The 24,372-nt window shown below is 60.8% G+C and carries 25 protein-coding genes, 4 tRNA genes and 1 pseudogene; 13 read left to right on the top strand and 17 right to left on the bottom strand.

The window, feature by feature from the left end:
* Positions 1-37: 37 nt before the first annotated feature.
* Entirely contained in the window at positions 38-886 is an 849-nt protein-coding gene (gene nadC / locus HNE05_RS04400) for a carboxylating nicotinate-nucleotide diphosphorylase (RefSeq protein ID WP_173203722.1), read from the top strand.
* Between the two features lie 48 nt (positions 887-934).
* Here the strand turns inward: nadC and HNE05_RS04395 are convergent.
* The 6 genes from HNE05_RS04395 to HNE05_RS20545 form a co-directional block, all read right to left on the bottom strand.
* Positions 935-1,010, bottom strand: a tRNA-Thr gene (locus HNE05_RS04395).
* 43 nt (positions 1,011-1,053) lie between these two features.
* On the bottom strand, positions 1,054-1,974 hold the full coding sequence (locus HNE05_RS04390) for an ABC transporter ATP-binding protein (RefSeq protein WP_173203720.1): 921 nt from the start codon (positions 1,972-1,974) through the stop codon (positions 1,054-1,056).
* The gene (locus HNE05_RS04385) at positions 1,974-2,813 is read right to left on the bottom strand and encodes a hypothetical protein (RefSeq protein WP_173203718.1); all 840 of its coding nucleotides are present in this window, start codon (positions 2,811-2,813) and stop codon (positions 1,974-1,976) included. The genes HNE05_RS04390 and HNE05_RS04385 overlap by 1 nt, the downstream gene beginning before the upstream one ends.
* Before the next feature lie 2 nt (positions 2,814-2,815).
* The gene (locus tag HNE05_RS04380; protein WP_240008815.1) at positions 2,816-3,604 is read right to left on the bottom strand and encodes a hypothetical protein; all 789 of its coding nucleotides are present in this window, start codon (positions 3,602-3,604) and stop codon (positions 2,816-2,818) included.
* Positions 3,605-3,749: 145 nt separating this feature from the next.
* Positions 3,750-4,205: a hypothetical protein gene (locus tag HNE05_RS04375; protein ID WP_173203716.1), complete on the bottom strand. Its 456-nt coding sequence runs from the start codon at positions 4,203-4,205 to the stop codon at positions 3,750-3,752.
* Between the two features lie 16 nt (positions 4,206-4,221).
* Entirely contained in the window at positions 4,222-4,407 is a 186-nt protein-coding gene (locus HNE05_RS20545) for a prepilin-type N-terminal cleavage/methylation domain-containing protein (RefSeq protein WP_173203713.1), read from the bottom strand.
* Between the two features lie 236 nt (positions 4,408-4,643).
* Between HNE05_RS20545 and pilB the strand changes: the two genes are divergently transcribed.
* The 5 genes from pilB to yacG are packed head-to-tail and all read left to right on the top strand — an operon-like array spanning position 4,644 to position 9,250.
* Positions 4,644-6,353 carry a type IV-A pilus assembly ATPase PilB gene (gene pilB, locus HNE05_RS04365; RefSeq protein WP_173203711.1) on the top strand — a complete coding sequence of 570 codons (1,710 nt, stop codon included), beginning with the start codon at positions 4,644-4,646 and terminating at the stop codon, positions 6,351-6,353.
* Between the two features lie 3 nt (positions 6,354-6,356).
* Positions 6,357-7,577, top strand: coding sequence for a type II secretion system F family protein (locus HNE05_RS04360; protein WP_173203709.1), 1,221 nt, complete (start codon positions 6,357-6,359; stop codon positions 7,575-7,577).
* A gap of 3 nt (positions 7,578-7,580) precedes the next feature.
* Positions 7,581-8,447, top strand: a complete 867-nt coding sequence (locus HNE05_RS04355; RefSeq protein ID WP_173203707.1) for a prepilin peptidase — start codon at positions 7,581-7,583, stop codon at positions 8,445-8,447.
* Positions 8,448-9,059: a dephospho-CoA kinase gene (gene coaE / locus HNE05_RS04350; RefSeq protein WP_173203705.1), complete on the top strand. Its 612-nt coding sequence runs from the start codon at positions 8,448-8,450 to the stop codon at positions 9,057-9,059. It abuts the gene before it with no gap.
* Positions 9,056-9,250 carry a DNA gyrase inhibitor YacG gene (gene yacG, locus HNE05_RS04345; protein ID WP_173203703.1) on the top strand — a complete coding sequence of 65 codons (195 nt, stop codon included), beginning with the start codon at positions 9,056-9,058 and terminating at the stop codon, positions 9,248-9,250. Before coaE ends, yacG begins: the two co-directional genes overlap by 4 nt.
* Positions 9,251-9,423: 173 nt before the next feature.
* Here yacG and HNE05_RS04340 read toward each other — a convergent pair.
* From HNE05_RS04340 to HNE05_RS04320, 5 genes and pseudogenes are all read right to left on the bottom strand, one after another.
* Positions 9,424-10,564: pseudogene (locus tag HNE05_RS04340) on the bottom strand (IS481 family transposase).
* A gap of 142 nt (positions 10,565-10,706) precedes the next feature.
* Positions 10,707-10,922, bottom strand: coding sequence for a hypothetical protein (locus HNE05_RS04335; protein ID WP_173211596.1), 216 nt, complete (start codon positions 10,920-10,922; stop codon positions 10,707-10,709).
* A 103-nt stretch (positions 10,923-11,025) separates the two neighbouring features.
* Positions 11,026-11,715 carry an energy-coupling factor ABC transporter permease gene (locus HNE05_RS04330; protein WP_173203701.1) on the bottom strand — a complete coding sequence of 230 codons (690 nt, stop codon included), beginning with the start codon at positions 11,713-11,715 and terminating at the stop codon, positions 11,026-11,028.
* Positions 11,712-12,179 (bottom strand): FAD/FMN-containing dehydrogenase, encoded by a 468-nt coding sequence (locus HNE05_RS04325; RefSeq protein WP_173203699.1) that lies wholly within the window; start codon positions 12,177-12,179, stop codon positions 11,712-11,714. Before HNE05_RS04325 ends, HNE05_RS04330 begins: the two co-directional genes overlap by 4 nt.
* A complete protein-coding gene (locus HNE05_RS04320; RefSeq protein WP_173203697.1) occupies positions 12,176-12,598 on the bottom strand; it encodes a GNAT family N-acetyltransferase in 423 nt (140 codons plus the stop codon). The genes HNE05_RS04325 and HNE05_RS04320 overlap by 4 nt, the downstream gene beginning before the upstream one ends.
* Positions 12,599-12,696: 98 nt before the next feature.
* Here HNE05_RS04320 and HNE05_RS04315 point away from each other — a divergent pair, with 98 nt between their 5' ends.
* The 4 genes from HNE05_RS04315 to HNE05_RS04300 all read left to right on the top strand — a co-directional run bounded on the left by HNE05_RS04315 (position 12,697) and on the right by HNE05_RS04300 (position 15,395).
* Positions 12,697-13,326, top strand: coding sequence for a DUF1780 domain-containing protein (locus HNE05_RS04315; protein WP_173203694.1), 630 nt, complete (start codon positions 12,697-12,699; stop codon positions 13,324-13,326).
* Positions 13,323-13,835, top strand: a complete 513-nt coding sequence (locus HNE05_RS04310; protein WP_173203692.1) for an MOSC domain-containing protein — start codon at positions 13,323-13,325, stop codon at positions 13,833-13,835. The genes HNE05_RS04315 and HNE05_RS04310 overlap by 4 nt, the downstream gene beginning before the upstream one ends.
* Positions 13,836-13,859: 24 nt before the next feature.
* Entirely contained in the window at positions 13,860-14,033 is a 174-nt protein-coding gene (locus HNE05_RS04305; protein ID WP_173203690.1) for a DUF3094 family protein, read from the top strand.
* 63 nt (positions 14,034-14,096) lie between these two features.
* The gene (locus HNE05_RS04300) at positions 14,097-15,395 is read left to right on the top strand and encodes an NAD(P)/FAD-dependent oxidoreductase (protein ID WP_173203688.1); all 1,299 of its coding nucleotides are present in this window, start codon (positions 14,097-14,099) and stop codon (positions 15,393-15,395) included.
* A gap of 136 nt (positions 15,396-15,531) precedes the next feature.
* Here HNE05_RS04300 and HNE05_RS04295 read toward each other — a convergent pair.
* From HNE05_RS04295 to HNE05_RS04285, 3 genes are all read right to left on the bottom strand, one after another.
* A tRNA-Lys gene (locus HNE05_RS04295) sits at positions 15,532-15,607 on the bottom strand.
* Between the two features lie 5 nt (positions 15,608-15,612).
* Positions 15,613-15,689: transfer RNA gene (locus tag HNE05_RS04290), tRNA-Pro, on the bottom strand.
* A 10-nt stretch (positions 15,690-15,699) separates the two neighbouring features.
* Positions 15,700-15,775 (bottom strand) — tRNA-Asn (locus HNE05_RS04285).
* A gap of 212 nt (positions 15,776-15,987) precedes the next feature.
* Here HNE05_RS04285 and HNE05_RS04280 point away from each other — a divergent pair.
* Both HNE05_RS04280 and HNE05_RS04275 read left to right on the top strand, forming a co-directional pair.
* Complete coding sequence (locus HNE05_RS04280) at positions 15,988-18,393, top strand: DUF1631 domain-containing protein (protein WP_173203686.1); 2,406 nt, start codon at positions 15,988-15,990, stop codon at positions 18,391-18,393.
* Complete coding sequence (locus tag HNE05_RS04275; protein WP_173203684.1) at positions 18,394-18,726, top strand: PilZ domain-containing protein; 333 nt, start codon at positions 18,394-18,396, stop codon at positions 18,724-18,726.
* Between the two features lie 58 nt (positions 18,727-18,784).
* Here HNE05_RS04275 and clpB read toward each other — a convergent pair whose 3' ends face one another.
* From clpB to rluD, 3 genes are all read right to left on the bottom strand, one after another.
* Positions 18,785-21,349, bottom strand: a complete 2,565-nt coding sequence (gene clpB / locus HNE05_RS04270) for an ATP-dependent chaperone ClpB (protein WP_173203682.1) — start codon at positions 21,347-21,349, stop codon at positions 18,785-18,787.
* A 127-nt stretch (positions 21,350-21,476) separates the two neighbouring features.
* Positions 21,477-22,205: a peptidoglycan editing factor PgeF gene (pgeF, locus tag HNE05_RS04265; protein ID WP_173203680.1), complete on the bottom strand. Its 729-nt coding sequence runs from the start codon at positions 22,203-22,205 to the stop codon at positions 21,477-21,479.
* Positions 22,205-23,176 carry a 23S rRNA pseudouridine(1911/1915/1917) synthase RluD gene (gene rluD, locus HNE05_RS04260; RefSeq protein ID WP_173203677.1) on the bottom strand — a complete coding sequence of 324 codons (972 nt, stop codon included), beginning with the start codon at positions 23,174-23,176 and terminating at the stop codon, positions 22,205-22,207. Before rluD ends, pgeF begins: the two co-directional genes overlap by 1 nt.
* 147 nt (positions 23,177-23,323) lie before the next feature.
* Here rluD and HNE05_RS04255 point away from each other — a divergent pair, with 147 nt between their 5' ends.
* Positions 23,324-24,343, top strand: coding sequence for an outer membrane protein assembly factor BamD (locus HNE05_RS04255; protein WP_173203675.1), 1,020 nt, complete (start codon positions 23,324-23,326; stop codon positions 24,341-24,343).
* Positions 24,344-24,372 lie beyond the last annotated feature (29 nt).

The following is a 24,372-nucleotide window of genomic DNA, read 5'->3' as shown; positions in this document are numbered from 1 at the left end:
ATCCCTATAATCGCGCCACCAGACTCCGGAGGCTGCCATGCCCAACCTCACCCTCACCGACCTCGGCGCCGAAATCCAGGCCAATGTCCGCTGCGCGCTGCGCGAAGACATCGGCAGCGGCGACATCACCGCCCAGCTGATTCCCGCCGAGCGCCTGGCCCACGCGACCATCATCACCCGTGAGAGCGCAGTCATTGCCGGAACCGCCTGGGTGGATGAAGTGTTCCGCCAACTCGACCCACGCGTCGCCGTACATTGGCAGGTCACAGACGGCCAGCAAGTGACCGCCAACCAGCCGCTTTTCCATCTGGAAGGCCCCGCCCGCGCCCTGCTGAGCGGCGAGCGCAGCGCGCTGAACTTTCTTCAGAGCCTGTCTGCCGTCGCCACCCGCTGCCAGCACTTCGCCAATCTGGTCAAAGACACCCCAGTCAAACTGCTCGACACCCGCAAGACCCTTCCCGGTCTGCGCCTGGCGCAAAAATATGCCGTCACCTGCGGCGGCTGCCACAACCACCGAATAGGGCTTTACGATGCCTTCCTGATCAAGGAAAACCACATCGCCGCCTGCGGCGGCATTGCCCAGGCCATCGCCACAGCCCACCAGATCGCCCCCGGCAAACCGGTGGAAGTCGAAGTGGAAAGCTTGGCTGAGCTGCAGCAAGCCCTGGACGCAGACGCTGACATCATCATGCTCGACGAACTCAGCCTCGACGACATGCGCACCGCTGTCAGCCTCAGCGCAGGCCGCGCCAAGCTGGAAGCCTCCGGCGGCATCAACGAAAACACCCTGCGCACCATTGCCGAAACCGGCGTGGACTACATCTCCATCGGCAGCCTGACCAAGGACATCAAGGCCATCGACCTGTCGATGCGCCTGAGCCTGTAAAAACTCCAGCCATGAAAAAGCCCGCCAATTGGCGGGCTTTTTTGCTTCTGGTGCCGGAGACAGGAATCGAACCTGCGACCTTCGCGTTACGAGTGCGCTGCTCTACCGACTGAGCTACACCGGCGTAGGCTACATTCTGCCGGAGCAGGTAGCACAAATCGACACGATTAAACCGCCACCTGCATCTTCTGCCGCTCGGCATCTTCAAGGATCTTGAAAAACACGGTTTCCAGAGAAACCGCAGGCTTGACCGTCAGCACATGCCCACCCGCCATGTTCAAGCGGGTGATAAATGCCGGCAAATCAGCCTGCATCACCTCAAACTCGAACTCGCCTTCACGCAGACACTTGGCTGCGGGCTCGAAACCGGCCCGAGCATTGAAACGCACCAGCAGACAGTCCGCCCGCTCTGCGGCCAGTTCACGCGGTGAGCGCACGGTTAGCAATTCGCCCTTGTTGATAAAACCAAAACGATCGGCAATACGCTCCACATCGTGCAGTACATGGGAGGTAAAGAAGATTGCGCCACCTTCCTTTTTGTACTCGTTGAGAATATCCACCACATCCTTGCGCCCGACCGGATCGAGACCAGAAAGCGGCTCATCCAGCACCAGCAACTTAGGCTGAACGACCATGGCATGTGCCAGGGCCACTCGCTGCACATTTCCTTTGGAAAGTTCACGGATACGCCTGTTGGCGTTCTCAGCTACGGAAAAACGCTCCAGTACAGACATGCACCAAGCTTTGGCATCCTTGCGCTTGATGCCATACATGGACAGCGCCATACGCAGGATTTCCAGCGGGGTGAACTGTTCGTAGAGCGCAGGGGACTCAGGCACAAACGCCAGCGGCTGACGTGCCTCAGCACGCCGTGCATCCACCCCGTAGATACTGACCTGCCCCTGATAATCATTGATGATGTCGAGCATCACCTTGATGGTGGTGGACTTACCAGCACCATTGGGGCCGACGAAGCCAAAGACTTCGCCTTCCGTAACATTTAAGTTGATATCACTCAGAGCGCGAAGCTGGTTACCCTTGCCGAGAAAGGTGTAGCTGACGCCATGAAACTCAAGAGCAACCGACACTAACGCTCCTCCACACCGGCGACCTTGAGCTTTTTAAGCATAAAGCGCCCATCAATAAATTCGTATCCCAGCTTAAGCGGGTCCTCTGGAAAAACCTCCAACAACCCAACCTTCAATAGTTGCAGAGGCTCTTCCAAGGCTTGTCCCGTAAGTTTCTCATACTGGCGTTGAGCCTCGCGCAAAACCACCAACCCCTCCAGCCGGACTGCTCGCTTGGCGAGCATATCTTTCAGCTTAGGATCTCTCGTTTGATCACGCTCATTTTGCAGAAGCTCAAGCGCTACACGCTCATCCTTAATGCCTTCAACCTTAAGCATAATGGCAAGCTTTCGAAAGCCAGCGGCGTTGTAGGTCGAGCGCTGCGCGGCAAGCTCCAAGTACTGAACAGCAGTTTGCTTGTCTCGCTCGAAAAAATACTTATTAAAACCATAAAAGAAAGGAGGAAACTCATCCCAGAAACGACAGTCACTGGCACGCATTAGCACCAAGCCACTCTCACTTTCTGCCCCCCCCCAGGCTAGCAAGCCATTCGCCAGATAAAAGTTATCTTCGTGACAGGGATTCAGTCTAGCCACTTCATACTGGGCCCTCGTTAAGTAGCCATTATCCACCCGCCCCCACTCGACCCCAGTAGCAGCCAATCGCATGGTTTCCAAATTGGCCGCAAGAAAACGATCCCCACCAAAAAGAAGCAGCAGCACAGGAGCGGCAATAACCACACGCTCCTCAGCAACCGGCTCAATTAACGCACGTTCAGAAGCACGCCACTGTGAAACAGCAGAAAAAAAAGCGAAGCCAACAAAAGCCAACAATAACGACCAATACTGACGATTACGCATAATCAGGAAAAGCGCTTACGCTGAAATGCCCAGACCGCCAAAGCCAGTAGAGCAATCGCATATCCTAGGCAACTTAGAACCAGCCACGGCCAGTCCGACGAAAGAAACTCCCACTTACCATAAAGCGCCAGCATACGAACATCCAAAGCGCCAAGATCTGGTAGCAGGTAGCCCAAAACCCCCAAACCAGTTCGATACCCCTCGGCATTAGCAACAAGCCCAGCATCACGAGTAAGCAAGTCAATTATCGACGCATAGGACCGAGCAACAAGCATAAACCCGAAGGTTCCAACCATGACAAAACTAGGTGTAGACGCCACCACCGAAATACAAACAGCCACCGCGATCAAGACAAAGAAGTCAAGTGCCATAAAGCCAAAAACCACCACATAGCCCCAAGAAAACACTGCAGGGGCGGGGCGATGGTAAAAATCTCCTGCTAACTTCACCAGCCCCGCGAGCACCACGGCAAGTACCACAAGCAGGAGTAGCAAACCTGTCAGAACTGCGAAAAAACGCCCAATCAAGAAAGCCCATCTCAGATGCGGATAAGAAAGCGACCCCAAATAAAAACGCTTATCAAACTCCCGCGAAAATAGATCCTGAATCAAGAAAACAAGTACAAACGGCAGCAAAATACGAATCGTCGAAAGCCCGACATCCAAGGCAACTATTGCAGGTTGGCGCCCTCCAAAATAAGCAGAAAGCAGCGCAGCCAGCGCCACCACCAAAATCATCCCTGCAGAAACACCCACATAACTCGTTTTAAGCGCTAAACGCGCTGCACTCACGAAAACACTTTTAACTGACATCAAATAAACCACATTAAAAAGTATTCAAAAACCGAAAGAATTGCCAAATTCAATTTTACCAAAAGAGCTCTTAAAAAACGAAAAAAGGGAGAAATCTCCCTTTTTTCGCTGAAAAAATACCGTTCTACTGCAGGCGACCTTGCGCACCAGCCTCAGCAGCAGCAGCACTGCAAGCAGCGCCATCATAACCAGGAATGATGGTACCCTGAGCACTAGAACCAGTGTAGATAACAGCACCCGTTGTTTCAGTAAACTGCGGAGGAACGAACGGCACACAGGTTTCTACGGTTGTAGGATTACCAAAACGGTCATCCGGCCCTGGCGCAGATGTACAGTCCAACTGCTCGACAGTACGGCTAGTTGTACGTCCCGCAATACTGCAAGTACCGACGGCAACTTGCGACGCGTTACACTCAATACCTGCCTGAACATTCGTTGAAAGATTAACGCGAACATCCTCACTCAACAAACCCGCAGGGCAGTCGGACACTGCCAGCACGCCAGAAACCTCGTATTGAACGGTGGCTTGCGCAACACCCGCAAACAGCATGCAAGCAGCAAAAACAGATAAGCTTTTCATATAAAATACTCCGACCTTATTGAAGCGAGGATACGATAGCCGTAGTGTTATTCTTAGCATCGGCCAAGGCAGTTGAATCATTCGCCTTAGCACGATATTCATTGAACTGCGGAATAGCAATTGCGGCGAGAATACCGATGATCGCGATTACGATCATCAGCTCGATCAGGGTAAAGCCTTTTTGTTGCTTGAGAGACTTCATGGAGGAACTCCTGTGTGATTGAGGTCAACGACCTGCGTAGAACAAAGCAGATGCCGTGCCAACTTGCCAAACCTCCCACACAGCACCATCCCCAGTAATCGGCTCACCGCCACATCACCACACCGAGTCAACAACTGACATTTTTTGTCATTCACCGACGCCACTCTTGGGCTTGGCGCCTCAACTGCGCTATAAGTTCAGTACTCCATCCTTTTTTATCTCATTAGCGAAGCGCGATGAACGATATCCCCGCCCTGACGGGCCTGGCTCGCCAACTGGTAACCGCCGAACTGCTGGACGAGCGCACAGCCGCCCAGGCCCACGCCCAGGCCTTGCGCAATAAGATCCCCCTAGTTTCTTACCTGGTGCAGAACAAACTCGCTACCAGCAGGGCCGTGGCAGAGATAGCAGCAGAACAATTCGGCGTTCCTTTCTGCGACCTCAGCGCCATCGATAAGGAAAGCCAGCCACGCGACCTGGTCAGCGAAAAACTGTGCCGCCAACACCGCGTGCTGCCGCTGTACCGTCGCGGCAACAAATTATTCGTTGCGCTATCCGATCCAACCAACCACCAGGCTGTCACCGACATCCAGTTCAGCACCGGCATCAGCACCGAGGCCCTGCTGGTTGAAGACGATAAGCTGGGCGATGCGCTGGAAAAATTCTTCGATGCCGGCAATAGCGGCATGGAAGACCTGGCCGATGTCGATCTCGACGGTCTGGATGTTGAAGCCGTCAATGACGACAAGGACGACGCTGGCGGTGGCGGTGGCGAGGCCGCAGACGATGCGCCAGTGGTGCGATTCATCAACAAAATGCTGCTGGATGCGATCAAAGGCGGCTCATCGGACTTGCACTTCGAGCCCTATGAAAAAGCCTATCGGGTGCGCTTTCGCACGGACGGTATCCTTCATGAAGTAGCCAGACCGCCGATTCAACTGGCTAGCCGCATCTCCGCCCGTCTCAAGGTAATGGCGTCTCTGGACATCTCCGAGCGACGCAAGCCGCAGGATGGCCGGATCAAGATGAAAATATCCAAGACCAAGGCCATCGACTTTCGCGTCAATACACTCCCCACGCTATGGGGAGAGAAAATCGTCATGCGGATTCTCGACCCCTCCAGCGCGCAGATGGGCATCGATGCCCTGGGTTATGAGGAGGAACAGAAGGAGCTGTATCTCAACGCACTGAAGCAACCACAAGGCATGATCCTGGTGACCGGCCCGACCGGTTCTGGCAAAACGGTGTCCCTGTATACCGGGATCAACATCCTCAACACCGTCGACATCAATATCTCCACCGCCGAAGACCCGGTGGAAATCAACCTGGAAGGCATCAACCAGGTCAACGTCAACCCCAAGCATGGCATGGACTTCTCCCAAGCCCTGCGCGCCTTCCTACGCCAGGACCCCGACGTAATCATGGTCGGCGAGGTGCGCGACCTGGAAACCGCCGAGATTGCCATCAAGGCCGCGCAAACTGGGCACATGGTGATGTCCACCCTGCACACCAACAGCGCCGCAGAAACCCTGACCCGCCTACGCAATATGGGCGTACCGGCCTTCAACATCGCCACCTCGGTCAACCTGATCATCGCCCAGCGCCTGGCGCGCAAGCTGTGCAGCAGCTGCAAGAAGGAAGTCGAGATTCCAAGGGAGACCCTAGTCAAGGAAGGCTTCCCCGAAGACAAGATCGGCAGCTTCAAGATTTATGCACCCGTCGGTTGCGAGCACTGCAAGCATGGCTACAAAGGCCGTGTGGGTATTTATGAAGTAGTTAAAATCACACCGGCCTTGCAACGGCTTATCATGGAGGAAGGCAACTCCATTGAAATCGCCAAGCAAGCGAAAAATGACGGTTTCAATGACCTGCGCACATCCGGGCTGTTCAAGGCGATGCAAGGCATCACCAGCCTGGAAGAAGTCAACCGCGTGACCAAGGACTAACCCATGGCGGCCAAAACTCTAAAAACCAGTGCCTTTATCTGGGAAGGCACCGACAAAAAAGGCGCCAAGATCAAGGGCGAGCTAATCGGCGAATCACCAGCCCTGATCAAAGCTCAATTGCGCAAGCAGGGCATCAACCCGCTGAAAGTCCGCAAAAAGCCGGCCTCTCTCTTTAGCGCTGGCAAGAAAATAAAGCCACTGGATATCGCCCTGTTTACCCGGCAGATGGCCACCATGATGAAAGCAGGCGTGCCATTGCTGCAGTCCTTCGACATCATCGGTGAGGGCTTCGAAAACCCCAATATGCGCAAGCTGGTCGACGAAGTGAAGCAGGAAGTAGCAGCCGGCAACAGCTTCGCGGCCTCGCTGCGCAAGAAGCCGCTGTTCTTTGATGACCTGTATTGCAACCTGGTGGACTCGGGCGAACAGTCTGGTGCCCTTGAAACCCTGCTGGATCGAATCGCAACCTATAAAGAGAAGACCGAGGCGCTAAAGGCCAAGATCAAAAAGGCCATGACCTACCCTATTGCGGTAATCATCGTTGCAGTTATCGTAACTGCCGTCCTACTGATCAAGGTGGTTCCGCAATTTGAGAGCGTATTCAAAGGCTTTGGTGCCGAACTACCTGCATTCACTCAGGTAGTCGTTAATATGTCACGGGGCCTGCAGGAGTGGTGGTTCATTTTTCTGTTCGCCATTTTCGGCGCCATCTTCGCCTTCAAAACGACCCACCAGCGCTCCGAGAAATTTCGCGACTTTCTCGACCGCACCCTACTCAAGGCGCCAATTGTCGGCGACATCCTCTACAAAGCCGTAGTGGCTCGCTATGCCCGCACATTGGCAACCACCTTTGCTGCCGGCGTACCACTGGTGGACGCACTCGACTCAGTCGCCGGCGCCACGGGCAACGTGGTCTTCCGCAATGCTGTGCATAAAATCCGCAACGACGTCTCCTCAGGTACCCAGCTGAACTTCTCCATGCGTACTACCGGCATTTTCCCGACCATGGCCATCCAGATGACCGCCATCGGCGAGGAGTCCGGTTCGCTGGATGAGATGCTGGAAAAGGTCGCCTCATTCTACGAAGCAGAAGTCGACAATGCGGTGGACAACCTGACCACGCTGATGGAGCCATTGATTATGTCGGTCATCGGCGTGCTGGTCGGCGGCCTGATTGTGGCCATGTACCTGCCAATCTTCCAGCTGGGCGCAGTGGTCGGATAACTTATGGCTTTAGACCTTCTGGCCGGCAATTTGCCGGCCTTTGTTTTATCCGCCCTGCTGCTCGGCCTGTTGATCGGCAGCTTCCTCAATGTAGTGGTCTATCGCCTGCCAAAAATGATGCAGCGCGAATGGCGCATCCAGGCCCGGGAAATTCTCGAGTTACCTGAAGAGCCGGCCGACGAGACCTTCAATCTGGTTCTCCCCCACTCCAGCTGCCCGCACTGCGGACACCAAATCAAGCCCTGGGAGAACATCCCGGTGCTGAGTTGGCTGGCGCTCCGCGGCAAGTGCTCCAGCTGCAAAGCGCCGATCAGCAAGCGCTACCCGCTGGTAGAGCTCGCCTGCGGACTGCTCTCTGCCTATGTGGCCTGGCACTTCGGTTTTGGCTGGCAGGCCGGCGCCATGCTGGTATTGAGCTGGGGCCTGCTGGCCATGAGCCTGATCGATACCGACCACCAACTGCTGCCCGATACGCTGGTGCTGCCGCTGCTCTGGCTGGGGCTGCTCCTCAACTATTACGGCCTCTTCACCAGCCTGGGTGATGCCCTGTGGGGCGCTATCGCCGGCTATCTGAGCCTGTGGTCGGTGTACTGGCTGTTCAAGCTGGTGACGGGCAAGGAAGGCATGGGTTACGGCGACTTCAAGCTGCTGGCCATGCTCGGCGCCTGGGGTGGCTGGCAAATTATGCCGCTGACCATTCTGCTGTCATCGCTGGTCGGCGCCGTACTCGGCGTGATCATGCTGCGCCTGCGCAATCAGGTAACCAGTACACCCATCCCCTTTGGCCCCTATCTGGCAATTGCCGGCTGGATTGCGCTGCTCTGGGGTGATCAAATAACCGGAGCCTATTTGCAATTCGCCCGGTTTTAAATGAGCACACCCTGGATTCTTGGCCTTACAGGCGGCATCGGTAGCGGCAAAAGCGCCGCCGCCGAACACTTCACCCGCCTCGGCGTTCACCTGATTGACGCTGACCATGCCGCACGCTGGGTGGTCGAACCCGGCCGCCCGGCTCTGGCTCGTATAGCCGAGCACTTTGGCCCGCACGTCCTGCAGCCCGACGGCCAACTGGATCGCGGCGCATTGCGCCAGTTGATCTTCCAGGACGAGCAACAGCGGCGCTGGCTGGAAAGCTTGCTGCATCCATTGATCGGCGAAGAAATTCGCAGCTACCTGGCGCGCGCAGAATCACCCTATGCCATTCTGGTTTCACCCCTGCTGATCGAGTCTGGCCAGCACCATATGACCCAGCGCGTACTGGTGGTGGATGTGCCCGAACACCTGCAACTGCAGCGCACCATGGCCCGTGATCAGGTCTCCGAGGAGCAGATCAAGGCCATTCTCAGCGCCCAGGCCACGCGTGAGGAGCGCCTGCGCCAAGCCCATGATGTGCTGCACAACGACCGCGATCCGGCCTGGCTACGTTGCGAGGTTGAACGCCTGCACCACTTTTACCTGACCCTGCGTGGAGGACAACCTTGAGCAGTACCGTTGAATGCCCAACCTGTGGCGCCCCCGTCGAATGGGGCCCGCAAAGCCCGAACCGGCCCTTCTGCAGCGAACGTTGCAAGTTGATTGACCTGGGCGCCTGGGCCTCGGAAAGCCATGTGATTCCTGGCGACCCTGTCGAAGACGAACTGTTTTCCGGCGAGCTGCCGCCGCGCGAGCACTAAAAACCTGTTTACGATCTTTTTCGGGCGACTCAATTCCACCCTACAGGCCACGCAACAGGCCACGCAACAGCCTCGTTTCGACAGGTTATCGAAGCTTTCCGTAGGGTGCGCCGTGTGTTCAGCTGAGAGACATGGGTAACACCTGTCGGGAGACATGGGTAACGGGTTGATGGTCATGTTGCCCGTCGCCTCATGTCGATCTGGCGCAAGGTTTTGTGGATGAAAACCACATCGTAGACGCCCTCTTCAGCCGTGGGGCGGATAGCTACTTTCTCCCCATACAAACCGCCGCTAACGAAAACAGTGGCCCCCTTGAAATAGACCTGTCCGGTTTGCCCGACCTTAACGACGTGGTCACCGGGTTCGTACTCGATTACCGGTAACTGCTCGGGATAACTGCGCTGACTGGGTTGATAGCGCTCTATGGGCGGGCGCTGGCTCAGGGCTTCATGGGGGCGATAGTGGTTGTACTGCTCTCGCCACTGCGTCATCACCTGGTGACAGTGTTTCAGGTCGCTGAAGGAGCGATGGAGTACTTCACGCTTGAGCGTCTGATGGAAGCGCTCCAGTTTGCCCTGCGTCTGGGGGGGGGTAAGGGCGGCTGTGGCTGACCTCGATGCCGAGCCGCATTAACCAGACCTCCAGGGCTGAAAGCCCTCCTTGAATATTCGACCCCCAGGGCGGGCCGTTGTCGGCGGTCATCCGCCGTGGCAAACCATACCGGCGAAAAACCTCGATCAAGCGCGGACTCACCAGTTCCAGACGCTCCCCCTCGCAGGCTTCCAGGCACAACGAAAAGCGGGAGTGATCATCCAGCAGGGTCAGAGGATGGCAACGCGCTGAGCGGTGATCGTTGAGATGGAAGTGGCCCTTGAAGTCCATCTGCCAAAGGTCGTTCGGCTGGGCGTGCTCGAAGCGGTGTGTGGCAGGCGCGTAAGCACGCTCACCGTGATAACGAACGTGGCAGCCGTGGCGCTTGAGAATCGCGTCGATGGTGCTGTGATGAGGGGGCTCACTGTCCGTGCCCAGCAGACTGCGCAACTTGCGAGCGCCCAAGTAGGGAAAGCGCTGGTGCAACTGCACCACCGCCTGCTCCAGTTGCGGATCGCTGCGCTCAGGGCTATTGAGCGGGCGACGCGACTGATCCTGGAGCCCCGCCTCACCGTGCTCTCGGTGCCGATGGAGCCACTTGTAGGCGGTTTTGGGGCTAATGCAGTAGCGTCGGCAAAGCTCTCGAACATTGCTTTGGGGGTGCTCTGCCAGCAGAACAAACTCGCGTCTAATCGACATAGTGCTGCACTCCTGCCACGGCATCACTCGATCTCCCGATTCGAAGGACTCCGTCAGCCTAAATGCGTTACCTATGTCTCCCGGCTGAACACTGCGCGCACCGGAATGCCGTATGGGGGCTGTGGTGCACGCAGCGCACCCCACTGAGGGCCGTACACAACGCCACTCAGGGTCGCATGAAAGCGTAGTCGCGCTGATCGTCGAGGTTATCGGCCAGGAACAGCAGCTCTTCGGCCAAGTCCTTCGACGAACGAACCTGCTGGCTGCCCTGCACCACAGCACTCAGCAAAGCCCGCAATGCCAATACGGGCTCGATACCCAACTCGCGCGCCTGCTGCAAACTGCGTTCGACCTCGCCTCGTGCCCACTCGTGCGCGCCCATATGCATTCCTCCCGTGGTTTCGCGCAGTGTGCAGCCATGGCCTGCAATCCGCTTGATCTGGATCAACCACCAGAAGCCCATCAACCGACTGAACAACGCGGTATCAGGACGACGGAGGGTCATCCTTCCACGGCGCCGATAGATAGCGCGTGCGGTTGAAGGTTTCCAGCCAGTCCGGATAGAACACCACCAGCCCGGTGACCAGCATGCCGTTGATGAAGGCCTCGGGAAACATGATCAGCCACAGGTAACCGACAAAGTCTTCCAGCCAGGGCGGCATCAGGTACAGGCCATCGAGCCACAACACGCCCAGACCGGCCAGCAGCGACAGCAAAACCGCCAGAGCCGCCGGAAAGAAGCCGCAGAAGAAGATGTAAACGAACAGGTTGCGCGGCTGGCGGCGCTCGACCAGTTGAGCGCACTGTTCGCTCACCCACACCGGGATCAGCACCAGCAAGACAGCATTGCCCCCCAGCGCCTGCAGATCCTGGCGCCCCACCGCCAACAACCCCAGTTGCGCCACCAGCCCGCCCAGCACGGCGAGGGGCCAACCCAGGAGCAGGGTCACCACCGTCATGCCGATAAAGTGGTAGGACAGTCCGGATGCAAAATCCCGCCGCACCAGCCAGAGCAGAAACAGCGCCAGCACGGTGCCATACAACAGATGCTGACGGCGCTGATCGCTGAACAGCTCAACCCAGGGCGTACGCCAGATCGCCCAGAGCAGGGCTGGCAGATAACACAACCACCCCAGCCACAGGCTGGTCGCCGACAGCAGCTCGGCGCCGATCACGGGGCGGCCTGCTCCAGTGCCGCCGCCAGAGCCGATGCATCGGTGAAGCTACGCTGCGCCAGTAAACGCCCTGCACGCAGGTCAAGCCAGAGCACCGTCGCCGCTTCCGCCGGGTAGCGGGGCGCTACCCGTGCCTGGCGGTCGAGCAACACGCGATAGCTGTAATCGCGCATCGCGGGCACTGCAAACAGACTGGCGATCGGCCCGGGCATACGACTGATATCCGCCAGAAACAGCGCATGCCGCTGTTCCAGATACCCTTTTGGCTTGCCCTGCAACGCAGCTTTCACCAGCTCGGCGCCCTCCATGTCACGTGCCACCAGCAATACCTGCAACTGATCATCCAGGGTGTACGACTGCTCGAACTGATCCAGCAGCGTCCAGGGCGCCAAGCGCTCCCCTGGCTCTACGGCCATAACCAGGGAGGACAACAACCCAAGCAACAATACCCAACAAACTTTCATGCCATGCCCCTCGTGGAAAAGACCTCGATTTCTTCACGCATTGACCAGCCCTCCTGCGCCAACCAGAAAGATAGGGCTTGTGGTGCATCACGCAGAACAAACACATGCGTCTTGCAGATGCCCTGCTCCGCCAGGCGGCGCAACGCCTCATCCAGTAGCGCCTGCGCCAGTCCACGGCCCTGCCAAGGCAGATCAACGACCAGATGCTGCAGATAGCCACGTCGTCCGTCATGCCCGGCCAGCACGCAGGCTGCCAACTGGCCATCCACCTCGGCAAGCAGACTCAAGCCTGGATTGCGCGCCAGATAGGCCGAAAACGGCTGCAAGGCATCCTCGGGACGCACGCAGATCCCAGGGGTACGCCGCCATAGCACCAGAAGAGCCGCATGATCGGACAGAGTGATGGGACGAATCGTCATAAGAGCTCCTCGCTGACGATCAACGAGTCTACACCGGCGCCTGCAGCCCATCAGCGCGGCCTGCTGTCGCAAGCCGATTTTGCGGTTATGCTGCGGCCATGGACGATTCCGACTACCTGCGCCTGCTCACCCGGCAGGCCGAACAGGCCAACGACTTCCTATCCAATGCGCGCAAGTGGGATCGCGAGCGCTGGGTCTGCCAGCGCCTGCTGCTGGGCCTGAACGTACCCTTTCGCCAGGACGAATTCGGCAGCGCCGCCCAGGAGCCGCCGGATGTGCAGTTCCGCGATGCGAATTTCGAAGTGTTCTTCGTCCTCGATCATGGCCGCCGTCTCAATGACGAGTGGCGCGCCGAGCTGGAACGCCGCCGCAGTGCCCTCTCGCTCAGCCAACTGCTGCGCCGCGAGCCACGCCCGCAGCGAATCGCCGCCAGCGAACTGCAGGCCCGTCTGGCACCTACCCTGCGCAAGAAAGCGCACAACTACCGCGAGCGCGGCATCGACCTGGGCGAACTGGACCTGCTCGCCTACATCAACCTGAAACGCGACCTGCCGGACTTCAACAGCCACTTCCCCCCACCCGGCGAATACCTGCGCCAGGGCTGGCGCTCCCTGGCCCTGGTCGGCCCGACCTATGCCCGCGTGCTGTTCGCCCATGCCGACGCCCCCGACTTCCTGCGCAACAACCTCGGCCGTACCGTGCTGTTCGACGTGGGCATCAGCCTGTGAGTCCACTGCACGAACTGCTCGCCGCAGTCCCGCAACAGGGCCGCGTACGCTGGATTGGCGTACGCCCACAGGCGCGCGGCGCAATGCTCGAGCTGCACGCGGTGGAGGCCCGCCGCGAAGCCGGTCTGACCGGCGACCATGCCCGCCCCGGGCCACGCAACCTGCGCCAGGTCACCCTGATCCAGTGGGAACACCTGGCTGTGATCAATGCCCTGCTGGCCCGCACGGACGACCGCCTGATCACGCCCCTGGACCTGCGGCGTAATATCGCCATCAGCGGCATCAATCTGTTCAGCCTGAAGAATCGCTGCTTTCGCATCGGCCAGGCGATCCTGCAAACCACCGGCTGGTGCCAGCCCTGCGCCAAGCTGGAAGAACACCTGGGCCCGGGCATCTTCCAGGCCATGCGCGGCCACGGCGGAATCACCGCTCGCGTACTGCAAAGCGGCATTATTCGCCTGGATGACGACCTGCGCGTTGAGCCACTGGCGAGCGCAGGGCTAGAATGAGTCAACTTTCATGCGAGGCACACCATGTCCAGCCGCTTGAGCCCCGAAGACCAGCAGCGCGTCGATCAATACCTGAACGCTCCGCAACACCAGGTCGAACGCCAACCCTTTCGGGTCTGGCGCCTGTTGCTGGTCATCCTGCTCGCGGTCATCGCCCTTGGTGTACTGAGCCGCCTTCTGAGTCGACTGGTGCTATGAGCTGCTTAGCGCTCGCCCAGCCGGACTCCACCCCGGATTCCCCAAGCCTTATGAGATATCCCCATGACCCATCGCATTGTGATCGTCGGCGGCGGCGCCGGCGGCCTGGAGCTTGCTACCCGCCTGGGTAGAACCCTGGGCAAGCGCGGCCAGGCCAGCATTACCCTGGTCGACGCCAACCTCACCCACATCTGGAAACCGCTGCTGCACGAGGTTGCGTCCGGCTCGCTGAACTCCTCCGAGGACGAGCTGAACTACGTGGCCCAGGCCAAGTGGAATCACTTCCAGTTCCAGCTCGGCCGCATGAGCGGGCTGGATCGTGCACGCCAGTGCATCAGCCTGGCCGCCACTCTCGACGAGAGCGGCGACGAGCTGCTGCCCGCCCGCGAGCTGAGCTATGACAGCCTGGTGATCGCCGTCGGCAGCACCACCAACGACTTCGGCACGCCGGGCGCGGCCGAGCACTGCATCTTTCTCGATACCCGCGAACAGGCCGAGCGTTTCCACGGCAAGCTGCTCAGCCACTACCTGCGCGCCCATGCCGGCAAGACCGATGACGGGCAGATCAGCGTGGCCATCGTCGGCGCCGGCGCCACCGGGGTCGAACTGGCCGCCGAACTGCACCACGCCGCCCACGAGCTGGCGGCCTACGGCCTGAACAACATCCAGCCGCAGAACATGCGCATCACCCTGATCGAAGCCGGCCCGCGTGTCCTGCCGGCGCTGCCCGAGCGCATCAGCCGACCCGTGCACCAGACCCTGGAAAAGCTCGGCGTCACCGTCCTGACCGGCACAGCGGTCAGCCAGGTCACCGAGCAGGCCCTGCTCACTGCAAGCGGCATGGAGGTAGCAGCAAGCCTCAAGGTGTGGGCCGCCGGGATTCGCGCACCGGGCTTCCTCAAGGAGTTGGACGGCCTGGAGAGCAATCGCATCAATCAGCTGGTGGTCCGCCCGAGCCTGCAGACGACTCTGGATGACAACATCTTCGCCTTCGGCGACTGCGCCGCCTGCCCGCTCGGCGATGGCAGCGAGCGCAGCATTCCGCCGCGCGCCCAGGCGGCGCACCAGCAGGCCTCGCTGCTGGCCAAGTCGCTCAAACTGCGCCTGGAAGGCAAGCCGCTGCCGGAGTTCCGCTACCAGGACTACGGCTCGCTGATCTCGCTGTCGCGCTTCTCCGCGGTCGGCAACCTGATGGGCAATCTGATGGGCAGCGTCAAACTGGAGGGCTGGCTGGCGCGGATGTTCTACATCTCGCTCTACCGCATGCACCAGATGGCCCTGTACGGCGGTTTCCGCACCCTGCTGCTGATGCTCAGCGACCGCATCGGCCGCAGCACCGAGCCGCGCCTCAAGCTGCACTGACAGCCACGGCTAGCCGTGCGTACCGCCAATAGCGGTGCGACACGGCGCTCCGTGATCTGCCACCCTATAAAATCCAGGCAACAAAAAACCCGCACTAGGCGGGTTTCTTGTTTCTCGGACCAGACCCGAGAATATATGGTGGGTCGTGTAGGATTCGAACCTACGACCAATTGGTTAAAAGCCAACTGCTCTACCAACTGAGCTAACGACCCAAAAATGGTCGGGGTAGGGGGATTCGAACTCCCGACATCTTGCTCCCAAAGCAAGCGCGCTACCGGACTGCGCTATACCCCGATAAGAAAGTTGGCTCCGCGACCTGGACTCGAACCAGGGACCCAATGATTAACAGTCATTTGCTCTACCGACTGAGCTATCGCGGAACGTATAACTTCCTAGCTCTGCTACCGGCTTTGGCTTGCGCCGTTTCCCGTATCAGAGGCGCGCCATTTTACGTTTCCGCGCGCGCCTGTCAACCCTTGAAATCACTTTCTTTACAAAGCCTTGCGATTGAACTTCAGGCTACTATAAGTCTATAGCTTGAAGTACATCACAGCAGGATGCGCGCGCCAGCAAGGCCCGCACAGGATAAGTCATGAGTTCCCCGGATACCCCGTCCACCCCACCCCGCTCAATTCCAGGGCTGGCCAGCCGCGGGATTCAACCTCGCTTCAGCGAACTGGTGCAGGACTGCCGCAAGCTGGTGATGAACCGCCTGGCCGAACACCTGGCCGGGGTGTTCGGCCAGGTAGACGACACCCTCTTCGAGTGCGCGGAGAAAGCCGAGAACAATCGCCTGCAAACCCTGTTCTTCGACAGCATGCGCGAAATCCGCAAGCTGCGCCCGCAGATCGAGCGCAGCTACCACCAGCAGATCGCGCAGAACTTCTCCGACTTCCTCGACGGCAAACTCAAAGCAGCAGTGGCGCCCAGCGCCGTGGATGCCGAGCAACTGTCGCTGGTGCAGAACGAGGACTACGAGGAAAGCCTGCAGATCACCAATATGGTCAGCCGGGTCAAGGCGCGCTGCGCTCGCCCCCTGTACGCCCTCGAACAACGCCTGGCCCTGCTCAACAACGGTCAGAAACTGGTTGAAGACAGCAATCCCTTCGGCCCGCCGGCCATTGCCAGCGCCTTTCATCTGGCTCTGGCCGTGCACCCGCTGCCGCTGCGGATCAAGATCATCCTCTATACGCTCTTCGATCAGCATGTGATGCACAGCCTCGATCCGCTCTACGACGCGCTCAACCAGCGCCTGATCGATGCCGGCATCCTGCCCAATCTGAAGTACAACGCCCAGCGCAACGCGGCCAGCGCCACGCCTATCCCGGCGAGCGCACAACAGCCCGGGCCGACCACGAGCGGCAACCCCGCAAGCGCCCAGTCGTCACACAGCGGATCTCCCCAGCCGGGCCCGGCACAGTCGACCAGCACTTCCCAGCCCGGTCCAACGCCTGCCGCCGGCCAGCCTCCCGCAGCACCAGCAGACCTGAACAGCCCGCCGCCGCAGGATCCAGCACAACTGTTTGGCGGCCTGGCCGCCCTGCTCAGCGAACACCGCGAACGCAATGTCGATGCGCCCCTGCTCGGCGGCACTCGCAGCATCGCCAGCTTCGCCCCGCGCACCGCCACCAGCACCTACAGCGCCAGCGAACTGCTCAACGCCCTCAGTCGCCTGCAACAGCAGTCGGCCAGCGATATCGGCCAGCGCCTGCAGCGCCCACAGGCCGTCGAAGGCCTCAAGGCCGACCTGCAGCAACAACTGGAGGCGCACAGCCAGCTGCCTGGCCAGCAGAAGCTGTCGGATCAGGAAGCCGACGTGATCGACCTGGTCGGCATGCTGTTCGACTTCATCCTCGACGACGACAACCTGCCGGACGCCTGCAAGACCGCCCTCTCCCACCTGCATACGCCCTATCTCAAGGTGGCATTGCAGGACAAGGCACTGTTCACCCAGCACCACCACCCGGCGCGACGCCTGCTCAACAGCATGGCCCAGGCCGGCGTGCTGTATGGCGGTGAAGGTGACGAGCGTGGCCTGTTGGCGAAGATGCACTGGGTGGTGGAGCGAGTGATCCACGGCTTCGCCGGCGATCTCTTGTTGTTCGACAGCCTGCACGATGAATTCAATGAATTCGTCGCCACCCTCCAGCACAAGGTCGAACTGCGCGAGCGGCGTGCCGTCGAGGCCGCCAAAGGCCGTGACAAGCTGCTCGGTGCCCGCCAGCTGGCGGTCGATGCGATCAATCAGGCGCTCAAGGGCCGCGAGCTGCCGGCCATCATCCGCAACTTCCTCGAACTGACCTGGACCGACGTGCTGGTATTCGTCCTGCTCCGCCACAGCGAGCGCAGCAGCGAATGGCAGCGCGCCTGCGAAGTTGCCGAGCAACTGGCCTGGAGCGGCACGGTGCTCGACGACGCCGGCCGCACCCGCCTGCAGGGCCTGCGCGTCGGCCTGCTCGACGAACTGCGCAAGGGCCTGGAACTGCTCGGCGGTTACCACGAAGACGGCATCCGCCGCCTGCTGCAGGACATCGTCGCCTGCCAGCACGCCGTGCAGGCCAAGCAGCCGCACCTCGCCGCCAAGCTCAAGGCCTCGCTAAAGGAAAGCCCACTGGGTGCCATGCTCGGTGAAGACGCGGCATTGGCTGCCTCCATACAAAGCAATGAAGTCGTCTCGGCTCGCGCCCAGGTGTTGATCAAGGAACTGCAGAAACTGGAGTTCGGTACCTGGTTCGAGTTCGTTCAGGGCGAGGAAACCCGCACACTCAAGCTGTCCTGGTTCAGCCCCACCACTCACAACTACATGTTCGTCGACCACAGCGGTCAGCGGGTGGCGATCAAACCGATCAAGCAACTGGCCAGCGAAATGGAACAAGGCCGGGCGCGCATCGTGCCCACGGAGAGTGATTCGCCACTGGTGGATCGCGCCCTGCATGCTATCTATCGCGTCCTGCAACGCATCACCGGACGCGCCAATGAAGTCGGCCAAGGAGCCTGAATGGACGATCGTCGCCAGCACAGCCGCCACACCACCGAACTGAGCCTGGAGGTGCTTGACCTCCACTCGGGCACGCGCCTGGGACGCGTCGTCGACCTGTCCGCCGACGGCTTCATGCTGGTCAGCGACATGCCGCTGGAGGCCGACTCCGTGTGGGAATGTCGCCTGGTACTCGGCGCGCCCCTCGGCGATATCCATGAGATCCGCCTAGGCGCCGACTGCCTGTGGAGCCGCCCTGGCGCCAACGGCCAGCACGGCTGGAGCGGCTTCCACATCATCGACCTGGCCGATGATCAGGCTGAAGCACTGGAGGTCGTTCTGCAGCACATCTGAACAACGTCCATGAAAAAGCCCCGCAATGCGGGGCTTTTTTTGTTACGCGCCGAGCAACTCAGGTGAAGACGATCTCCTCGCCCTCGACCCGCGCCTTGACCGCTGCTCCCGGATTGAAGCTACCCGCCAGGATCAGCTGCGCCAGCGGGTTCTCGATCCAGCGCTGGATCGCCCGCTTCAGCGGCCGCGCACCGTAGACCGGGTCGTAGCCGATGGCGATCAGCTTATCCAGGGCCTCGGCAGACAGTTCCAGGCTCAGCTCGCGCTCGGCCAGGCGACCGCGCAGGCGCTGCAGCTGGATCTCGGCGATGCCGGCGATCTGCTCGCGGCCCAGCGGCTCGAACACCACCACCTCGTCGATGCGGTTGATGAATTCCGGACGGAAGTGGCTGCTCACCGCATCCATCACCGCCGCACGCTGCGCCTCGCGGTCGCCAACCAGCTCCTGAATCTGCGCCGAGCCGAGGTTGGAAGTCATCACAATCACGGTGTTCTTGAAGTCCACGGTGCGCCCGTGGCTGTCGGTCAGGCGACCGTCCTCCAGCACCTGCAGCAGCACGTTGAACACATCCGGGTGGGCCTTCTCGACCTCATCCATCAGCACCACCGAGTAGGGTTTGCGGCGCACCGCCTCGGTCAGGTAACCGCCTTCCTCGTAGCCGACATAACCCGGCGGCGCGCCGATCAGGCGGGCCACCGAGTGTTTCTCCATGAACTCGGACATGTCGATGCGCACCAGCGCCTCCTCGGTATCGAAGAGGAATTCGGCCAGCGCCTTGCACAGCTCGGTCTTACCCACCCCGGTCGGGCCGAGAAAGAGGAACGAGCCACTCGGCCGGTTCGGATCAGCCAGGCCGGCACGCGAGCGGCGTACGGCGTTGGACACAGCCACCACGGCCTCGTCCTGGCCGATCACACGCTGGTGCAGCAGGCCTTCCATCTTCAGCAGCTTCTCGCGCTCGCCTTCGAGCATCTTGCTCACCGGGATGCCGGTCCACTTGGACACCACCTCGGCGATCTCTTCCTCGGTGACCTTGCTGCGCAGCAGCTGATTCTCGGTCTTGCCGTGCTGGTCGACCATCTGCAGGCTGCGCTCCAGATCGGGAATGATGCCGTACTGCAGCTCGGCCATGCGATTGAGGTCGCCCTTGCGCCGCGCCGCTTCCAGCTCCTGACGCGACTGCTCGATCTTCTGCTGGATCTGCGCCGAGCCTTGTACCTCGGCCTTCTCCGACTTCCAGATATCTTCCAGATCGGCGTATTCGCGTTCCAGGCGAGCGATGTCCTCGTTGAGTTTTTCCAGGCGCTTGATCGCCGCCTCGTCGTCTTCCTTCTTCAGCGCCTGGGCCTCGACCTTGAGCTGGATCAGGCGGCGTTCCAAGCGATCGAGCACTTCCGGCTTGGAGTCGATCTCCATACGGATGCGGCTGGCGGCCTCGTCGATCAGGTCGATGGCCTTGTCCGGCAGCTGGCGGTCGGTGATGTAGCGGTGCGACAGCTTGGCCGCTGCGATGATCGCGCCATCGGTGATGGCCACCTTGTGGTGCACCTCGTAGCGCTCCTTGAGGCCACGCAGGATGGCGATGGTGTCTTCCTCGCTCGGCTCGTCGACCAGCACCTTCTGGAAGCGCCGCTCCAGCGCGGCATCCTTCTCGATGTACTGGCGGTATTCGTTGAGCGTGGTGGCGCCGACGCAGTGCAGCTCGCCGCGGGCCAGTGACGGTTTGAGCATATTGCCGGCATCCATGGCGCCTTCGGCTTTGCCGGCGCCGACCATGGTGTGCAGCTCGTCGATGAACAGGATGATCCGCCCTTCCTGCTTGCTCAGCTCGTTGAGCACCGACTTCAGGCGCTCCTCGAACTCGCCGCGGAACTTGGCGCCGGCGATCAGCGAACCCATGTCCAGCGACAGCAAGCGCTTGTCCTTCAGGCCGTCCGGCACCTCGCCGTTGACGATGCGCTGGGCCAGGCCTTCGGCGATGGCAGTCTTGCCCACGCCGGGCTCGCCGATCAGCACCGGGTTGTTCTTGGTACGGCGCTGCAGGACCTGGATGGTGCGGCGGATTTCATCGTCGCGGCCGATCACCGGATCGAGCTTGCCCTCCTCGGCGCGCTTGGTCAGGTCGACGGTGTACTTGTCCAGAGCCTGGCGCGACTCCTCGACGTTGGGGTCATTCACCGCATCGCCGCCGCGCAGGTTGCTCACCGCATTTTCCAGGGCCTTCTTGCTCACACCCTGGCCCAGCAGCAACTTGCCCAGCTTGGTGCCCTCGTCCATGGCGGCGAGCAGCACCACTTCGCTGGAAATGAACTGATCACCCTTCTGCTGCGACAGGCGGTCGGCCTGGTTGAGCAGGCGCGCCAGGTCCTGGGACAGATTGACGTCGCCGGTCGGGTTCTGGATTTTCGGCAGATGGTCGAGCTCTTTGCTCAGTGCCTGGCGCAGGCCATTGACGTCGAAGCCGACCTGCATCAGCAGCGGCTTGATCGAGCCGCCCTGCTGCTCGATCAGCGCCTGCATCAGGTGCAGTGGCTCGATGGCCGGGTGATCGAGACCCACCGCCACGGACTGGGCATCGGAAAGGGCAAGCTGCAGCTTGCTGGTCAAACGGTCGATTCGCATGGAGGTTCGTCCTTCCTTTTAGAAGGCGGGCCGAGGCGATGAGCGCCCCAGAAACGAAAAGCCCGCCGAGATGGATACTAGATGAGGACAGTTTTCCGCGATTCAAGCGTGACGACCTTGATGCAGGTCAGTCGACCAGCCAGATCAGCGAAGCGAAGCGTCCGGTGCGGGCGGCGCGGCGGTAGGAATAGAAGCGGGGATCGCTGACGGTGCACAAGCCACCGCCGTACACGGCACTGACGCCGCGAGCGGCCAGGCGGATGCGCGCCAGTTGGTAGATGTCGGCCAGGTACTTGCCGGCGTTGACGCTGGGGGTAAAAGCCTGCGCGGCATCGGTATGACTGGCGATAAACACCTCACGCACTTCCGCACCAACCTCGAAGGCCTGCGGGCCGATGGCCGGACCGAGCCACACCAGCACCTCATCGGGCGGCAGGGCCAGGGCATCCAGGGTCGCCTCCAGCACGCCACCGGCCAGCCCGCGCCAACCGGCATGGGCCGCCGCCACGCGGGTGCCGGCGCGATCACAGAACAGCACGGGCAGACAATCGGCCGTCAATACGGCACTGGCGATGCCGGGCGTGGCGCTCCAGCTGGCATCGGCTTCGGCCACCTGAGCCGGATCGGCCTCGACTACCTGCACGCCGTGCACCTGGCGCAGCCAGGCCGGTTGGCACTGCAAGACGGACGTCAGGAGTTGGCGGTTGTGGGCGACGGCCTGCAGGTCATCCTCGACATGGTCGCCGAGGTTGAGGCTGTCGAACGGCGCCTGGCTGACGCCGCCGGCACGGGTGGTGACGCAGGCCCGCACATGGGCGGGCGCGGGCCAATCGGGCGTCAGCCACTCAGTGCTCATCAGACGAAGGATTCGTTGTCCTGGCGCAGCAGGCTGAGCATCCACACCAGGTCATCGGGCAGTGCCGACTCCCACTTCATGCGTTGCCCGGTAATCGGGTGGCTCAGCTCGAGGAAGCGCGCATGCAGGGCCTGGCGCGGGAACTCCTTGAGCGTTTGCACCAAGGTCGGGCTGGCCGCCGGCGGAATGCGGAAGCGCCCGGCGTACAGCGGGTCACCGACCAGCGGGTAGCCGACGTGGGTCATGTGCACGCGAATCTGGTGGGTGCGGCCGGTTTCCAGCTTGACCCGCACATGGGTGTGCGAGCGGAAACGCTCGAGCACGCGGTAATGGGTGACGGCCGGCTTGCCGCCGTCGATCACCGCCATGCGCTGGCGGTTGGCCGAGCTGCGACCGATCGGTGCGTCGATCTTGCCGCCGGAGGTGATCACGCCGATCACGATGCATTCATAGATGCGGCTGACCGTGCGTTTCTGCATCTGGTCGACCAGTTTGGTCTGCGCCTGCAGGGTCTTGGCCACCACCATCAGGCCGGTGGTGTCCTTGTCCAGGCGGTGGACGATGCCGGCGCGCGGCACGTTGATGATGTCCGGCACATGGTGCAGCAGAGCGTTGAGCAGGGTGCCATCGGCGTGCCCGGCTGCCGGGTGCACCACCAGGCCGGCCGGTTTGTCGATCACCAGCAGGTGCTCGTCCTCGTAGACGATGTTCAGCGCGATGTCCTGGGCGATCCACTCGCCCTGGGCTTCCTGCTCGGCCTCCAGGGCCAGCACGGCGCCGCCATGCACGATGTCACGCGGGCGTACTACGGCGCCGTCGACGGTCAGGCGGCCATCCTTGATCCAGGTCGACAGGCGCGAGCGCGAGTACTCGTCGAACAACTGGGCGGCGACCTGGTCGAGGCGTTGACCACCCAGTGCGGACGGCACTTCGGCGGAGAGTTGGATGAGCTGAACGGCGTCTTCGGACATGGGCTACTGCGGAGGGAGGTGCAGCTTTTGGTTTCGGCTGCACGCTGTGGTTAAATACGGCGTCTTTGTCCCGGCTGAACCGGGGCGCTCATCATAACAGGACGGTCCAGGCCAAGACAGCCGGCCGTCACAGGGACGCAAGCCGCCATGCAAGTGAAACACCTGCTGCTGATCGCCATGCTCGCCATCACCGCCGCGTGCTCTTCCAACAAACCGGAAGTGGATGAGAACCTCAGCGAAAGCGAGCTTTATCAACAGGCTCAGGACGATCTCAACAACAGCAGTTACAGCGTCGCTACGACCAAGCTGAAAGCCCTGGAGTCGCGCTACCCGTTCGGCCGCTACGCCGAACAGGCCCAGCTCGAACTGATCTACGCCTACTACAAGAGCGCTGAGCCAGAAGCCGCCAAGTCCGCCGCCGAGCGCTTCATTCGCCTGCACCCGCAGCATGCCAACGTCGACTATGCCTATTACCTGAAAGGCCTGGCCTCCTTCGATCAGGATCGTGGCCTGCTGGCGCGCTTCCTGCCGCTGGACATGACCAAGCGCGACCCGGGCGCGGCGCGCGACTCGTTCAACGAGTTCGCTCAGCTCACCAGCCGCTTCCCCAACAGCCGCTACGCCCCGGACGCCAAGGCGCGCATGGTCTACCTGCGCAACCTGCTGGCCGCCTATGAGATCCACGCTGCCCACTACTACCTGACCCGCCAGGCCTATGTTGCCGCCGCCAACCGCGGCCGCTACGTGGTGGAAAACTTCCAGGAAACCCCGGCCGTCGGTGACGGCCTGGCGGTGATGACCGAAGCCTACCAGCGCCTGGAAATGAACGACCTGGCCGCCACCAGCCTGGAAACCCTGAAGCTGAACTACCCAGACCACCCGAGTCTGGTGGATGGCAACTTCGTGCCGCGCGAAGAAGAAGCCGACAACCGCTCCTGGCTGGCCAAGGCCACCCTCGGCCTGATCGAGACCGACACGCCCCTGCCGCCGGGCGAAACCCGCGCCAGCCAGGACGTGATCCGCCAGTACGAAGATGCTGAAGAGCAGATCCCGGACGAACTGCAGCCGGAAAATCAGGACGAAGCCGAAGAAGAGCAGGAAGAAGCGCAAGACAGCGCTGATGACCGCTCCTGGTTCAGCTACATGACTTTTGGCGTGTTCGACTGATCGCCAGCGCAGAATAAAAAGGGAGGCCA

Origin of the sequence: Pseudomonas campi, assembly GCF_013200955.2 — a bacterium.
GTDB lineage: Bacteria > Pseudomonadota > Gammaproteobacteria > Pseudomonadales > Pseudomonadaceae > Aquipseudomonas > Aquipseudomonas campi.
Note: the sequence above shows the minus strand (reverse complement) of the source record. Positions and strands in the feature narration are given on the sequence as shown.

Bases quoted from the DNA above. Each gene is read 5' to 3' on its own strand.
- pilB (WP_173203711.1), top strand. From the start codon at position 4,644: ATGAACGATATCCCCGCCCTGACGGGCCTGGCTCGCCAACTGGTAACC.
- HNE05_RS04315 (WP_173203694.1), top strand. From the start codon at position 12,697: ATGGACGATTCCGACTACCTGCGCCTGCTCACCCGGCAGGCCGAACAG.
- nadC (WP_173203722.1), top strand. From the start codon at position 38: ATGCCCAACCTCACCCTCACCGACCTCGGCGCCGAAATCCAGGCCAAT.
- coaE (WP_173203705.1), top strand. From the start codon at position 8,448: ATGAGCACACCCTGGATTCTTGGCCTTACAGGCGGCATCGGTAGCGGC.
- clpB (WP_173203682.1), bottom strand. From the start codon at position 21,349: ATGCGAATCGACCGTTTGACCAGCAAGCTGCAGCTTGCCCTTTCCGAT.
- HNE05_RS04355 (WP_173203707.1), top strand. From the start codon at position 7,581: ATGGCTTTAGACCTTCTGGCCGGCAATTTGCCGGCCTTTGTTTTATCC.
- HNE05_RS04255 (WP_173203675.1), top strand. From the start codon at position 23,324: ATGCAAGTGAAACACCTGCTGCTGATCGCCATGCTCGCCATCACCGCC.
- HNE05_RS04360 (WP_173203709.1), top strand. From the start codon at position 6,357: ATGGCGGCCAAAACTCTAAAAACCAGTGCCTTTATCTGGGAAGGCACC.
- rluD (WP_173203677.1), bottom strand. From the start codon at position 23,176: ATGTCCGAAGACGCCGTTCAGCTCATCCAACTCTCCGCCGAAGTGCCG.
- HNE05_RS20545 (WP_173203713.1), bottom strand. From the start codon at position 4,407: ATGAAGTCTCTCAAGCAACAAAAAGGCTTTACCCTGATCGAGCTGATG.
- HNE05_RS04275 (WP_173203684.1), top strand. From the start codon at position 18,394: ATGGACGATCGTCGCCAGCACAGCCGCCACACCACCGAACTGAGCCTG.
- pgeF (WP_173203680.1), bottom strand. From the start codon at position 22,205: ATGAGCACTGAGTGGCTGACGCCCGATTGGCCCGCGCCCGCCCATGTG.
- HNE05_RS04335 (WP_173211596.1), bottom strand. From the start codon at position 10,922: ATGGGCGCGCACGAGTGGGCACGAGGCGAGGTCGAACGCAGTTTGCAG.
- HNE05_RS04320 (WP_173203697.1), bottom strand. From the start codon at position 12,598: ATGACGATTCGTCCCATCACTCTGTCCGATCATGCGGCTCTTCTGGTG.
- HNE05_RS04280 (WP_173203686.1), top strand. From the start codon at position 15,988: ATGAGTTCCCCGGATACCCCGTCCACCCCACCCCGCTCAATTCCAGGG.
- HNE05_RS04375 (WP_173203716.1), bottom strand. From the start codon at position 4,205: ATGAAAAGCTTATCTGTTTTTGCTGCTTGCATGCTGTTTGCGGGTGTT.
- HNE05_RS04385 (WP_173203718.1), bottom strand. From the start codon at position 2,813: ATGCGTAATCGTCAGTATTGGTCGTTATTGTTGGCTTTTGTTGGCTTC.
- HNE05_RS04305 (WP_173203690.1), top strand. From the start codon at position 13,860: ATGTCCAGCCGCTTGAGCCCCGAAGACCAGCAGCGCGTCGATCAATAC.
- HNE05_RS04300 (WP_173203688.1), top strand. From the start codon at position 14,097: ATGACCCATCGCATTGTGATCGTCGGCGGCGGCGCCGGCGGCCTGGAG.
- HNE05_RS04325 (WP_173203699.1), bottom strand. From the start codon at position 12,179: ATGAAAGTTTGTTGGGTATTGTTGCTTGGGTTGTTGTCCTCCCTGGTT.